Raw genomic sequence first — 13,855 nt, forward strand, 5'->3', positions numbered from 1 at the left:
GTGGCCGATCAGGTCGACCTTGGTGAGGTGTGGAAGGCAACTCTGGGTGAGTTGTCCGACGAGATCGCCTCACCGCAGCAGCGCGCCTACCTTCAATTAGTACGTCTACGGGCAATCGTCGAGGACACCGCTCTGTTGTCGGTTCCGGACGCCTTCACCCGAGACGTCATCGAGTCCCGGATGCGTCCGGCGATCACCGAGGCACTCACCCGCCGGCTGAACAGGCCGATACAGGTCGCGGTCACCGTTCGTCCTCCCGAGGACGGCTCAGGCATGCCCGGCCGGGTGTACGGCACTCCGATGGAAGCCGCTCAGCCGCAGGCAGAACCGCAGCCCCGGCACTACGCGGATCCGCCGCGGTACAACGAGCCCCATCCGTACCAGCAGGAGCTGCCCGGTTACCCCGGCACCCAGCGCCCCCAGGAACCGGCGTACCAGCAAGACCAGTACCAGCCGGACCCGTACCAAAAAGAGCAGTACCAGCAAGAGCAGTACCCGACCGGCTCGGCGCAGCACTCCCGCAACGTGCCCATCGCGCGGGACGGCCAGGAGGCGCTCTTCGCCGACCCGATGCCGCCGCAAATGCCGCCGCAGATGCCGCAGTCGCAGCAGCCGCCGCATTCTCTGAACCGTCCGCCGCCCCGCCCGGTGGAGAAGGCCCAGGAACCGGACGCGCCGAACGACACCGTCGCGCACCGGACCGCCGCCGACCAGTCCCACCTGCGCGACAACCAGCGCCGTCACGACCCGCGCCGCGACGAGCCCATGCCGACGCGCGGCGACAACGGCCCCGGCCGTCCACCTGTTGACCTGCGAGGCCCCGGCTCCTCGCCGCGCCCGGGCGGCAACGACGGCAACCGGCTCAATCCGAAGTACATGTTCGAGACGTTCGTCATCGGCTCGTCCAACCGCTTCGCGCACGCCGCCGCGGTCGCCGTCGCCGAATCGCCGGCCAAGGCGTACAACCCGCTCTTCATTTACGGCAGCTCCGGGCTGGGCAAGACGCATCTCCTGCACGCGATCGGCCATTACGCCACCACCCTGGGGCACGCGCGTTCGGTGCGCTACGTGTCGACCGAGGAGTTCACCAACGATTTCATCAACAGCCTGCGGGACGACAAGACGCAGGCGTTCCAGCGGCGATATCGCGACGTCGACATCCTGCTGATCGATGACATCCAGTTCCTGGAGAACCGCGAGCGGACCCAGGAGGAGTTCTTCCACACCTTCAACACGCTGCACAACGCGAACAAGCAGATCGTGATCAGCTCGGACCGCTCACCGCGCCAGCTGGCCACTCTGGAAGACCGGATGCGTACCCGCTTCGAGTGGGGCCTGCTCGCCGACATCCAGCCGCCGGACCTGGAGACGCGTATCGCGATCCTCCAGAAGAAGGCCGCCCAGGAACGGATGTACGCCCCCGACGACGTCCTCGAGTTCATCGCCTCGCGCGTCTCCAACTCGATCCGCGAGCTCGAAGGCGCCCTCATCCGAGTGACCGCATTCGCCAGTCTCACCCGCTCGCCGGTCCAGCTCTCGCTCGCCGAAGAGGTCCTGCGCGACTTCATGCCCGACGGCGCCGGCCCGGAGATCACCGCCGACCAGATCATGGTCTCCACCGCTGACTACTTCGGCGTCTCCCTCGAAGACCTGCGCGGGCACTCCCGCAGCCGGGTGCTGGTCAACGCCCGTCAGGTCGCCATGTACCTCTGCCGCGAGCTGACCGACCTGTCCCTCCCGCGCATCGGCCAGGCGTTCGGCGGCCGCGATCACACCACGGTCATGCACGCCGACCGCAAGATCCGCCAGCACATGGCCGAACGCCGCTCGCTCTACAACCAGATCGCTGAGCTGACCAACCGCATCAAACAAAACACCTGATCTTTCGGGTACGAGTCCAAGGGCTCAACAACCGCACCAACGTGGCCCCTGCCGTTCGAGGCAGGGGCCACGCCCGTTTCCATCGGCATCGCACCCACCCCGCCCACAGCGCGCCAACGGGTTCCCACAGGTCTCTCAGCCGCTTGTGCACAGCCGATAACCCCAGCTCAAGCCGCCGATAAGCGCGCTTGTCCACAGGGTGTGCGCAACTCGCACAACGGCACTGTCCCGATTGAACAGCGGCAGTCACCACGGCCAAGCCCTCGTGCACCGCTGTACACAGGCTGCTCTCGCCGCATTAGCCACATACCCACAGGCCCTTAACCTGCGCCTATACCAAAACGGCACAGGTTATCCACCGGTTGTGCACCGCGTTGTCCACAGGTTATGCCCAGATCATCGCAGCTCAGCCTGCATATTGAAGCCTTTCGCAGAGCATGATTGAGAGCCGGAACCCGGAGATTGTCAACGTCGGAACGGGTCGGTTTCGTGCCAACGTTTTCCACACTAATCCACAGGTCTCCACAGGCTCTGTCCCCAGACGGTGGATAACTGCTGACACCACAACCCACAGATGTGCATGAACCCTGTGGAAATCGATGTGGACAGACACGGAGGGTCACATCTTTGTCCACCGCCTGTGGACGCCTGTGGATTTCCTGTTGAAGGTTCTGGGGACGACGACCCGGTAGCGTCCCAACGTTTTACACAGGGCAGGGGATAAAACCGGTGGACAACCTGGGGACAGCCTGGGGACAACGGTGGACAACGCTCGTTCGGTCAGCGACTGTGGACGAAGACCGGGGTTTACACACCGGTTATCCACCTGTGAATCACCGGTGGATAACTCTCTGACCAGCTCAAACTCTGGTTCTCCACAGAATCCACAGCACCGATGAAGACGACTAGTTATCTCTTTAATAGAGAACAAAAACCAATCATCAGCGTTGTGGAAGGTGTGGAGGGGTTCGCGAAAGCTCGCCGACCGTCCTGCTCGACTTCTCAGCACCGGGGTCGGGCGCACACGCAGAGCACCGGAGCCATAGAGTTTCAGTGGGGTCGAAGCCCCCGTAGAAGAAAGCATCGCGGAGGACAGCATGAAGTTCCGGGTGGAGCGAGACGCACTTGCCGACGCCGTGGCCTGGACAGCCAAGAGCCTGCCGAGCCGGCCGTCGGTTCCGGTGCTCGCCGGCGTCCTGCTGCGGGTCACTGACGGGCGGCTGCAGGTCTCAGGGTTCGACTACGAGGTCTCGAGCCAGGTGAGTGTCGAGGTTCAGGCGGACGCGGACGGCGCCGCTCTGGTCTCCGGCCGCCTGCTCGCCGAGATCACCAAGGCACTCCCCGGCAAGCCGGTCGACATCGCGGCTGTCGGTGCGCACCTCGAGTTGGTCTGCGGCAGTGCACGTTTCACGCTCCCCACGATGCCGGTGGAGGACTATCCGGCTCTTCCGGAGATGCCTTCCAGCACCGGGACCGTCGACGCCGCTACGTTCGCCTCAGCGGTTTCCCAGGTGGCCATCGCGGCCGGCCGGGACGAGACGCTGCCGATGATGACCGGCGTCCGCATCGAGCTGAACGGCACGTCGATGGCGATGCTGGCCACCGACCGCTACCGGCTGGCGATGCGTGAGATCGAGTGGAGCCCGGACGACCCGGACATCAGCATCAACGCGCTGGTCCCGGCGAAAACCCTGAACGACACCGCCAAGGCACTCGGCCCGATCGGTGGGGCAGTGACTCTGGCCCTGGCGCAGGGCAGCGCCGGAGAGGGCATGATCGGTTTTGCCGGTGGCGCCCGCCGCACCACGAGCCGGCTGCTCGACGGGGCGAACTACCCGCCGGTCCGCTCGCTCTTCCCCAGCTCGCACAACTCGGACGCCCGCGTCGGTGTCGCCGCGCTGGTCGAGGTGGTCCGCCGTGTCGCACTCGTCGCCGAGCGCACCACCCCGGTGCTGCTGAGCTTCAGCGAGGACGGTCTGGTCGTCGAGGCCGGCGGGACCGAAGAGGCGCGTGCGAGCGAGGCCATGGAGGCCGCCTTCACCGGTGAGCCGCTGACGATCGGCTTCAACCCGCAGTACCTGATCGACGGTCTGCAGAACCTCGGCGCACCGACGGCGGTGCTCTCTTTCGTCGACGCGTTCAAGCCGGCTGTGATCTCCCCCGCTGGCGAAAGCGGCGAAATCATCCCGGGATACCGCTATCTGATCATGCCGATCCGGGTAACGCGCTGATACTGAGCGAGGATCATTCGCACTTCTAGGGGGAAGACCATGCAACTCGGCCTGATCGGTCTCGGCCGCATGGGTGGCAACATGCGGGACCGACTGCGTGCATCGGGGCACGAAGTCGTCGGATTCGACCACAGTCCGGACAAGAGCGACGCCGCCAATCTTGCCGAACTGGTCGAGAAACTGGCCACGCCGCGCGTGGTCTGGACCATGGTGCCAGCCGGCAAGATCACCGAAGACACCATCAACGAGCTCGCGGGACTGCTGTCCCCGGGCGACATCGTGATCGACGGCGGAAACTCGAAGTTCACCGACGACGGGCCGCGTGCGGAACGTCTGAAGGCCAAGGGCATTCACTACCTGGACGTCGGCGTCTCCGGCGGCGTCTGGGGCATCACCAACGGGTACGCCCTGATGGTCGGCGGCGAGGCCGAGCAGGTCGCGCACTGTCAGCCGATCTTCGACGCACTCAAGCCCGCTGGTGAGTTCGGCTTCGCGCACGCCGGCACGCACGGCGCCGGCCACTACGCCAAGATGATCCACAACGGCATCGAGTACGGAATGATGCAGGCCTACGGCGAGGGTTACGAGATCCTCCTGGCGTCCGAGCTCGTCCACAACGTGCCCGCGGTCATCAAGAGCTGGCGTGAGGGCAGCGTCGTGAAGTCGTGGCTGCTCGACCTGCTCGACCGCGCGCTGGACGAGGACCCGACGCTCGCCAACCTCAAGGGGTACGTCGAGGACACCGGCGAAGGCCGCTGGACCGTCGACGAGGCTGTCCGCCTCGCCGTCCCGGCCCACGTCCTGGCCGCCTCGATCTTCACGCGTTTCGAGTCGCGTCAAGCCGACTCGCCCGCGATGAAGGCCGTTGCCGCACTGCGTCAGCAGTTCGGTGGGCACGCGGTCAAGCGCTGATTCATGCACGTACGCCGGGTCGAGCTCACCGACTTCCGCTCCTATGAGCGAGTGGCCGTGGATCTCGACCCCGGCGTGTCCGTGCTGGTCGGCCAGAACGGCATGGGCAAGACGAACCTCATCGAGGCGCTCGGTTACGTGGCCACTCTGGACAGTCATCGAGTGTCCACCGACGCGCCTCTGGTCCGGGCCGGAGCGACCTCCGCGGTGATCCGGTGCGCAATCGTCCACGATGGACGTGAGCTGCTGGTCGAGTTGGAGATCGTTCCGGGCAAGGCCAACCGGGCCCGCCTCAACCGCTCGCCGGTGCGCCGCCCCCGCGAGGTGCTCGGCGCCCTGCGCATGGTGCTCTTCGCCCCCGAGGACCTCGAACTGGTCCGCGGCGATCCGTCCGAGCGCCGCCGTTACCTCGACGACCTGCTCGTTGCCCGCCAGCCCCGGTACGCCGGCGTCCGCGCCGATTACGACCGGGTGGTGAAACAGCGCAACGCCCTGCTCCGGACCGCGTACCTGACCCGCAAGGTCGGCGGCACCCGCGGTCAGGATCTGTCGACGCTTGCCGTCTGGGACCAGCACCTGGCGCAGCACGGCGCCGAGCTGCTGGCCGGCCGGCTGGAGCTAGCGGCCGCCCTCGGGCCGCACCTGACCAAGGCATATGACGCGGTGGCGGCCGGACGGACCTCGGCCGCGATCGCGTACTCATCCCGGCTCGGTGAATCGCTCACCGCCGACCGGACCGCGTTGCAGGAGGCCCTGCTCGCCTCGCTGGAGGAACGCCGCACCGCGGAGACCGAGCGCGGAACGACCCTGGTGGGCCCGCATCGCGACGATCTCACCCTCAGCCTCGGCGACCTGCCGGCCAAGGGTTATGCGAGTCACGGCGAGTCCTGGTCGTTCGCGCTGGCGCTGCGCCTGGCCGCCTACGACCTGTTGAGATCGGACGGCATCGAACCGGTGCTGGTTCTCGACGACGTCTTCGCCGAACTCGACTCGGGCCGCCGCGAACGCCTTGCCGCCCTGGTCTCCGACGCCGCCCAACTGCTGGTCACCTGCGCGGTCCCGGAAGACGTCCCGCCCTCGCTGCGCGGCGTCCGCTACGACGTCACCACCGGGTCGGTGATCCGTGCCGACTGACCACGATCGGACACCCTGGCCTGACGAGGAGTGGCCCAGCGAAGAGCCCGACGTCCCTTACGAGCCCCCTCAGCTCTTCGGGGAGGCCCTTGGCGATCTTTGGGGTGGGTCGGGTCCGGGTGCGCGTCCGGCGGAGCGTGGAGCGCCCTCTGAGGCCGCGCGGCGTCCGGCCGCCGATGATCCCTGGGCGACAACCCCGGAGTGGAGATCCAGGCGACCCGCCTCCGGCCGCGGACAAACCCGCGACGGTACGCCCAATGCACAGCCTGTGGACAACTCAGCACAAGAGTCACGCAGACCCATCGCCAACCGGCCTGTGGACAAACCTGTGTACTCCGAAAAACCCGGTGAATCCGCAGGTCAAAAGGTCTCTTCAGACGACGCCCAGACCGAGAAGCCGTCCCCTCAGCTCTCGCCACCGAGCGAGGAACTGGCCGGCCCGGAACTGGCGCGAGCCGTCCTCGACGCGGCCCTGGCTCGCCGGCGGGAGTACGCGAAGCAGCCCAAACGCCGCAAGACCGGCGGAGGCAGCGGCCGGCGGCTGCGTGGCTACTCCGGCCCCGGCCCGGACCCGCGCGACCCGCAGCTCTTCGGCGACATGCTGCAGCGGCTGATGAAGTCCCGCGGCTGGGAGAAACCGAAGGCCGAGGCGACCGTCTTCGGCTCCTGGTCGAAGGTTGTCGGCCCGGACATCGCGGCGCACAGCCGGCCGGTAAAACTCGAGGGCGGCATCCTGACCGTCGAAGCCGAATCCACAGCCTGGGCCACCCAGCTCCGGATGCTCGCCGCCACCCTGCTGCGCCAGATCGCCGGCGAGGTGGGCCACAACGTGGTCACCAAGCTGAACATCCACGGCCCGGCAGCCCCGTCCTGGAGCCGAGGCCCCCGCCGAGTCCAGGGCCGAGGCCCCCGAGACACCTACGGCTGACCACGAGCAACCGTTGCCCACCAACCTGCCCAACCCTCGCCCCGCCCCTCCCCGCACCTCCACACCTCCGCGCCGCGCCCCGCACCTCCGCGCCGCACCTCCGCACCTCCGCGCCGTGCCCCGCACCTCCGCGCCGCGCCCGCCTCGCGTGGATCTTGTGGACTTCCCCGCAGACGTGCCCGCGCAACTCCGCAAGATCGAACAAGCGCTGCCGATCTTGCGGAGTTACACGCAAACGGTTCGCCGAACTCCACAAGATCGGCGAAGCACCCAGCACCGCGTTCACCACCCGAGACCGACATGCCCACGGACGGCCGTCTCGGAAAGTCGTGCACTCGTGGTCGATCAGCCGGCCAAACCGCACAAGATCTCGAAGCGGCACCTCGCACCGAGGACGAAGCGTGGGCGCAACTTGCCAACATTGGTGGGATCGGTGCAACCAGACGCCGAATTCGAGCGTCTGAGTTTGCATGATCGTGCGACGGTTGGTGGTTTTGCTGCTTCTCGTGATCGGTCCGATACCGTTCGTGGCCGGGCCGGCCTGGGCCTGTTCCTGCAAGGCCGGCGCCGGGATCGCGGACGCCGAGCTGGCGTTCGACGGAGTCGTCCGGTCGGTCACCCGCGACAGCGGTCAGCAACAGGTCCGATTCGCTGTTGAAACTGTCGCCAAGGGCGAGGCCGGCAACGAGGTGACCCTGGCCACATCGGACAACGAGGCGTCCTGTGGATATCGGTTCGCCGAGGGCGGCCGGTACCGCGTCCTCTCCGTCGCCGGCACCACCTCGCTGTGCAGCGGCAACGAGTTGCTGACGGCCAGCCCCATTGCCAGCCCCGGCACCCGAGCGGCCATCGGCAGAGTTGCCGACGACCGCGTCGCGATCTTCTGGATGGGTACCGGCCTGGTCGCCCTTTTCGTCACAGTCGGCCTGGCCCTGCTGATCCGCCAGCCAAAGTCCCGCCAGGCAAAGACTCACTGAGCCGCCAGGCAAAGACTCACTGAGCCGCCAGGCAAAGACTCACTGAGCCGCCAGCCAAAGACTCACTGAGCCGCCAGGCAAAGACTCACTGACCCGCCAGCCAAAGACCCGCTGACCCGCAGCTCAGTAGTCGGCGAAAATGGCGAAGCCTCGCTCGGCGCAGCGGCGGTAGAAGCCGGCCAGGATGGCGAGCTCAGTCCTGGCGAAGCTCCAGTGCGGTGCGTTGCCGGCGTCGTCACGCAGCGCGGTGAGCCGATGTTCGAGCCAGCGAAGTTGCTGGTCAGCGAGCCGGCCCCCGGCGATCGCGGTACGCATGACCGCGGCGACGGTGTCGAAAGTGACCAGGTCGCCGAACTTGTCATGGCCCTCGACGAAACGTTCCAGACCGCCGGCGATCCAGGCGCAGCCGTCCGGATCGATCACCGGATCCTCGTCCTCGGCCGCCGCGTCGGTGGCGTAAAGGACGCCCTCCAGCCCCAGCAGAAGATCGACCAGCTCGGTGTACGCGGTCGCGCGTACCGTGCCTGTCTTGGCGATGTGCAGCGCGAGCGCGCCGGTGGGCGCCGCGATCTCGGGTCGGTCGGCGATCGTTCCGAAGTCGACGAACTCGGCGGGCGCGACCGGGTCGTAGTACTGATTTGTCCGCGGCCAGTGCACGGCGACGTTGTCCAGGCCCTTGTCATGAGCCATCGGGGCCACCCCTCCTCGGACTGTCATGCGGCGCCTCCGGTGACACCGGCCCGCGCGGGCGAGGTTACGACACCAGCCCCCGCCGCTGTCGAGCAGTGTCGCAGTGTGTGCCGGTCAGGCACGGCAGGCGCGCCCGGCACTTCTGGCACCCGCAGCACTTGTCGTTGCGGTGGGCGGCAAGTCCGTGTAGGGGAACACGTGGGTAGCGACCCAAATCCCGCTACGGGACTCTCAGGCACCCGGAAGGGGTGCCGGACCCTCGCCAACTCGCGTCGGCGGAGTAGAATCGACAGTGACCGGGAAAACTGTGCTTGGCGGTGGAGGGCAACCCTCGTCGTTACGCTACGCGGTTTTCTCAGCCGATCACGATCCGCGGGCCGTCCGCGGCGACCGGCGCGCATGGTTCCACCGGTGGTCCGCTTCCCCCCGCGGGTGTTTTCCCTGGTGCAACGTGTGTGCCCGGCCGCTGCCGTCGCGCCCGCCAACCCCGCTGCGGGGCAGACGTTCCGCAGCGAGAAAGTGGCCGAGGGTGTCAGAGAACAAGCAGGAGTACGGTGCCGATTCGATCACCGTGCTCGAGGGCCTCGAGGCAGTCCGCAAGCGTCCCGGCATGTACATCGGCTCGACCGGTGAGCGCGGTCTGCACCACCTCGTCTGGGAGGTTGTGGACAACGCGGTCGACGAGGCGCTGGCCGGATACTGCGACACCATCGACGTGGTCATCTTCGCCGACGGCGGGGTTTCGGTCACCGACAACGGCCGTGGTTTCCCGGTCGACCTGCACCCGCAGCTGAAAAAGCCGGGTGTCGAGGTCGCGCTGACGGTGCTGCACGCGGGCGGCAAGTTCGACAACCAGGCATACAAGGTGTCCGGCGGTCTGCACGGCGTCGGCGTCTCGGTCGTCAACGCGCTCTCCACCAAGATGGCCGTCGAGATCCACAAGTCCGGCAACGTGTGGCGGCAGAAATACGACTACTCGAAGCCCAGCGAGCTGATCAAGGGTGAGTCGACCGACAAGACCGGCTCGACCGTCCAGTTCTGGCCGGACCCGGACATCTTCGAGACCGTCGACTTCGACTTCCAGACGATCTATCGCCGGCTTCAGGAGATGGCGTTCCTCAACAAGGGACTGACCATCAGCTTCACCGACCTGCGACCCACCTCGGTCGACGAGAACGGCGAGGCCCGCTCGGTCACCTTCATGTACGCGGACGGCATCGCCGACTTCGTGCGGCACCTCAACGCGACGAAGAGCGCCATCCACAAGACCGTGATCCAGTTCGAGGCCGACGCCCCCGAGGAGGGCATGGCCGTCGAGATCGCGATGCAGTGGAACGAGTCGTACGGCGAGTCGGTCTACACGTTCGCGAACCGCATCAACACCCACGAGGGCGGCACCCACGAGGAGGGCTTCCGCGCCGCGCTGACGACCATCGTCAACAAGTACGGCGTGGAGAAGAAATTCCTCAAGGCCGACCAGAAGCTCTCCGGCGAGGACATCCGCGAGGGTCTCGCCGCGATCATCTCGGTGACCTTGGCGAACCCGCAGTTCGAGGGCCAGACCAAGACGAAGCTCGGCAACACCGACATGAAGAGCTTCGTGCAGAAGGTCTGCAACGAGCAGCTTGCCGACTGGTTCGACCGCAACCCCGCGGACGCCAAGCTGATCATTACGAAGGCGGACCAGGCCGCACGCGCCCGGATCGCCGCGCAGCAGGCGCGCAAGCTGGCCCGGCGCAAGTCGCTGCTGGAGTCCGGCTCGATGCCGGGCAAGCTGGCCGACTGCCAGTCCACCGACCCGCGCGAGACCGAGCTGTTCATCGTCGAGGGTGACTCGGCCGGCGGTTCAGCCAAGTCCGGCCGGGAAAGCCGCATCCAGGCGATCCTCCCGATCCGCGGCAAGATCCTCAACGTGGAGAAGGCCCGGATCGACCGGGTGCTGAAAAACAACGAGGTCCAGGCGCTGATCACGGCGATGGGCACCGGCATCCACGACGAGTTCGACCTCTCGAAACTGCGCTATCACAAGATCATCCTGATGGCCGACGCCGACGTCGACGGCCAGCACATCCAGACGCTCCTGCTCACCCTGCTGTTCCGCTTCGTGCGGCCGCTGGTCGAGCACGGCCACGTCTATCTGGCCTCGCCGCCGCTCTACAAGCTCAAGTGGAACAAGCGCGGCGACGACGCCCAGTACGCGTACTCCGACCGGGAGCGGGACGGGCTGATCGCGCTGCGCCAGCAGAAGAAGCCGAACGCGAAGCCGGACGACATCCAGCGGTTCAAGGGTCTCGGCGAGATGAACTTCCAGGAGCTCTGGGACACCACGATGAACCCGGACACCCGGACACTGCGCCAGGTGACGCTCGACGACGCCGCCGTCGCGGACGAGTTGTTCTCCGTACTGATGGGTGAGGACGTCGAAGCGCGGCGATCGTTCATCCAGCGCAACGCCAAGGATGTTCGCTTCCTGGACATCTGATCCGGGGCCGTATCCACAGCGTGCAGGTACTTTCCACAGTGTTATCCACAGCATTTTGTCGGTTTTGGCCGAACTTGCCTGGAATCACCTTGAGTAAGGGTTAAAAGTGACTGACACTCCCGAGCCCCCGGACGGCGACGAGATCCAGGACGATGCCGGCGGCGGTGTGAGCCAGCGCGTCGAGCCGGTCGGCCTCGAGGTCGAGATGCAGCGTTCGTACCTCGACTACGCCATGAGCGTCATCGTGGGCCGCGCGCTGCCCGACGTCCGCGACGGCCTCAAGCCCGTTCACCGCAAGATCCTGTACGCGATGTACGACGCCGGCTTCCGGCCGGACCGCGGTTACGTCAAGTGCGCGCGCGTCGTCGGCGACGTGATGGGTAACTACCACCCGCACGGCGACTCGTCGATCTACGACGCCCTGGTCCGGATGGGTCAGCCGTGGTCGCTGCGTTACCGGCTGATCGACGGCAACGGCAACTTCGGTTCGCCGGGTAACGACCCGGCCGCCGCCATGCGGTACACCGAGGCGAAGCTGTCCCCGCTGGCGATGGAGATGCTGCGGGACATCGACGAAGACACCGTCGACATGCAGGACAACTACGACGGGCGTACCAAAGAGCCGACGATCCTGCCGGCCCGCTTCCCGAACCTCCTGGTCAACGGCTCCGAGGGCATCGCGGTCGGGATGGCCACCAAGATCCCGCCGCACAACCTGCGCGAGGTCGCGGCGGCCGTGCAGTGGTGCCTGGACAACCCGGAGGCCGACGAGGCCACGACGCTCGAGGCGCTGCTCGAGTTCGTCAAGGGCCCCGACTTCCCGACCTACGGTCTGATCGTCGGTCAGCAGGCGATCCAGGACGCGTACCGCACCGGCCGTGGCTCGATCCGGATGCGCGCGGTCGTCGAGGTCGAGGAAGACGCACGGGGTCGTCCGTGTCTCGTTGTGACCGAATTGCCGTACCAGGTGAACCCGGACAATTTGGCCGAGCGGATCGCCGAGCTGGTCAAGGAGGGCAAGCTCACCGGCATCGCGGACATCCGTGACGAGTCCTCCGGTCGTACCGGAATGCGCTTGATCTTGGTCTTGAAGCGCGACGCGGTCGCGAAGGTCGTGCTGAACAACCTCTACAAGCACACCCAGCTCCAGGAGACCTTCGGCGCGAACATGCTGGCGCTGGTCGACGGCGTGCCGCGCACGCTGAACCTGGCCCAGTTCATCCGGTACTACGTCGAGCACCAGATCGAGGTCATCCGCCGGCGGACCGCTTACCGCCTGCGCAAGGCCGAGGAGCGCGCGCACATCCTGCGCGGTCTCTCCAAGGCGCTCGACATGCTCGACGAGGTCATCGCCCTCATCCGCCGTTCGCCCACTGTGGAGGACTCGCGTCAGGGCCTGATGCAGCTGCTCGACGTCGACGAGGTGCAGGCCACCGCGATCCTCGACATGCAGCTGCGCCGCCTGGCCGCCCTGGAACAGCAGCGGATCATCGACGAGCTGGGCCGGATCGAAATCGAGATCGCCGACCTCAAGGACATCCTCGCGAAGCCGGAACGGCAGCGGTCGATCGTCTCCGAGGAGCTCGGCGAGATCGTCCAGAAGTACGGGGACGACCGGCGTACCCAGATCATCCCGTTCGACGGCGAGGTCTCGATGGAGGACCTCATCGCCCGCGAGGACGTTGTGGTGACCATCACACGAACTGGTTACGCGAAGCGCACCAAGGTCGATCTGTACCGGTCGCAGAAGCGCGGCGGCAAGGGCGTGAGCGGCGCATCCCTGCGTCAGGACGACATCGTCTCGCACTTTTTCGTCATCTCGACCCACGACTGGATCCTGTTCTTCACGAATAAGGGCCGGGTATACCGGGCAAAGGCATACGAACTTCCCGAAGCCATGCGTGTGGCCAAGGGACAGCACGTCGCGAACCTGCTGGCGTTCCAGCCCGACGAGCACATCGCGCAGGTGATCCAGATCCCGGATTACCAGGTCGCGCAGTACCTTGTGCTCGCCACTAAGAATGGGCTCGTGAAGAAGACGCGCCTGGAGGAATTTGACTCCAACCGCAGCGGTGGCATCATCGCCATCAACCTGCGGGAGGATGACGAATTGGTGGGCGCGGCGCTGGCAGCTCCTGAGGAAGATCTGTTGCTGGTCTCCAAGAAGGCGCAGGCCATCCGCTTCAACGCGACCGATGAGGCACTTCGCCCCATGGGTCGTGCGACCTCTGGTGTGATCGGCATGCGGTTCAGTGACAACGACGAGCTTCTCGCCATGGAAGTGGTGCGCGAGGGCATGGATGTGTTGGTCGCCACTGACGGTGGGTATGCGAAGCGCACGCCGATCGAGGAGTATCCGGTGCAGGGCCGTGGCGGCAAGGGTGTGCTGACCGCCAAGATCACGGAGCGTCGTGGTGGACTTGTGGGTGCTCTGGTGATCAGCCCGGAGGATGAACTGTTTGCCATCACCAGCAATGGTGGTGTCATCCGGACTCCCGTGAAGCCTGTACGGCGCACGAGGGATCGGAACACAATGGGGGTCAAGCTGATGGACCTCCCTGAAGGTGTAACCATCGTGGCGCTTGCTCGCAATGCCGACGAGCCTGACGAACAGGACTAG

At 66.3% G+C, this 13,855-nt stretch carries 9 protein-coding genes; 8 read left to right on the forward strand and 1 reads right to left on the reverse strand.

What is annotated here, in order from left to right; all coding sequences use genetic code 11:
- The 6 genes from dnaA to ACQP2E_RS00030 all read left to right on the forward strand — a co-directional run bounded on the left by dnaA (position 1) and on the right by ACQP2E_RS00030 (position 8,063).
- Positions 1-1,881, forward strand: a complete 1,881-nt coding sequence (gene dnaA / locus ACQP2E_RS00005; RefSeq protein ID WP_433827850.1) for a chromosomal replication initiator protein DnaA — start codon at positions 1-3, stop codon at positions 1,879-1,881.
- Between the two features lie 1,097 nt (positions 1,882-2,978).
- On the forward strand, positions 2,979-4,112 hold the full coding sequence (gene dnaN / locus ACQP2E_RS00010) for a DNA polymerase III subunit beta (protein WP_433827851.1): 1,134 nt from the start codon (positions 2,979-2,981) through the stop codon (positions 4,110-4,112).
- Positions 4,113-4,151: 39 nt separating this feature from the next.
- Entirely contained in the window at positions 4,152-5,024 is an 873-nt protein-coding gene (gnd, locus tag ACQP2E_RS00015; RefSeq protein ID WP_433827852.1) for a phosphogluconate dehydrogenase (NAD(+)-dependent, decarboxylating), read from the forward strand.
- Positions 5,025-5,027: 3 nt separating this feature from the next.
- Positions 5,028-6,158, forward strand: a complete 1,131-nt coding sequence (recF, locus tag ACQP2E_RS00020; RefSeq protein WP_433827853.1) for a DNA replication/repair protein RecF — start codon at positions 5,028-5,030, stop codon at positions 6,156-6,158.
- Between the two features lie 430 nt (positions 6,159-6,588).
- Complete coding sequence (locus ACQP2E_RS00025; RefSeq protein WP_433834266.1) at positions 6,589-7,086, forward strand: DUF721 domain-containing protein; 498 nt, start codon at positions 6,589-6,591, stop codon at positions 7,084-7,086.
- Between the two features lie 506 nt (positions 7,087-7,592).
- Positions 7,593-8,063 (forward strand): hypothetical protein, encoded by a 471-nt coding sequence (locus ACQP2E_RS00030; protein ID WP_433827854.1) that lies wholly within the window; start codon positions 7,593-7,595, stop codon positions 8,061-8,063.
- A 123-nt stretch (positions 8,064-8,186) separates the two neighbouring features.
- Here ACQP2E_RS00030 and ACQP2E_RS00035 read toward each other — a convergent pair whose 3' ends face one another.
- Complete coding sequence (locus tag ACQP2E_RS00035) at positions 8,187-8,753, reverse strand: hypothetical protein (RefSeq protein ID WP_433827855.1); 567 nt, start codon at positions 8,751-8,753, stop codon at positions 8,187-8,189.
- A 529-nt stretch (positions 8,754-9,282) separates the two neighbouring features.
- Between ACQP2E_RS00035 and gyrB the strand changes: the two genes are divergently transcribed.
- Both gyrB and gyrA read left to right on the forward strand, forming a co-directional pair.
- Complete coding sequence (gene gyrB / locus ACQP2E_RS00040) at positions 9,283-11,235, forward strand: DNA topoisomerase (ATP-hydrolyzing) subunit B (protein ID WP_433827856.1); 1,953 nt, start codon at positions 9,283-9,285, stop codon at positions 11,233-11,235.
- Positions 11,236-11,341: 106 nt separating this feature from the next.
- The gene (gene gyrA, locus ACQP2E_RS00045) at positions 11,342-13,855 is read left to right on the forward strand and encodes a DNA gyrase subunit A (protein WP_433827857.1); all 2,514 of its coding nucleotides are present in this window, start codon (positions 11,342-11,344) and stop codon (positions 13,853-13,855) included.

Origin of the sequence: Actinoplanes sp. CA-015351, assembly GCF_050955685.1 — a bacterium.
Lineage (GTDB): Bacteria > Actinomycetota > Actinomycetes > Mycobacteriales > Micromonosporaceae > Actinoplanes.

Bases quoted from the DNA above. Each gene is read 5' to 3' on its own strand.
- dnaN (WP_433827851.1), top strand. From the start codon at position 2,979: ATGAAGTTCCGGGTGGAGCGAGACGCACTTGCCGACGCCGTGGCCTGG.
- ACQP2E_RS00035 (WP_433827855.1), bottom strand. From the start codon at position 8,753: ATGGCTCATGACAAGGGCCTGGACAACGTCGCCGTGCACTGGCCGCGG.
- gnd (WP_433827852.1), top strand. From the start codon at position 4,152: ATGCAACTCGGCCTGATCGGTCTCGGCCGCATGGGTGGCAACATGCGG.
- recF (WP_433827853.1), top strand. From the start codon at position 5,028: ATGCACGTACGCCGGGTCGAGCTCACCGACTTCCGCTCCTATGAGCGA.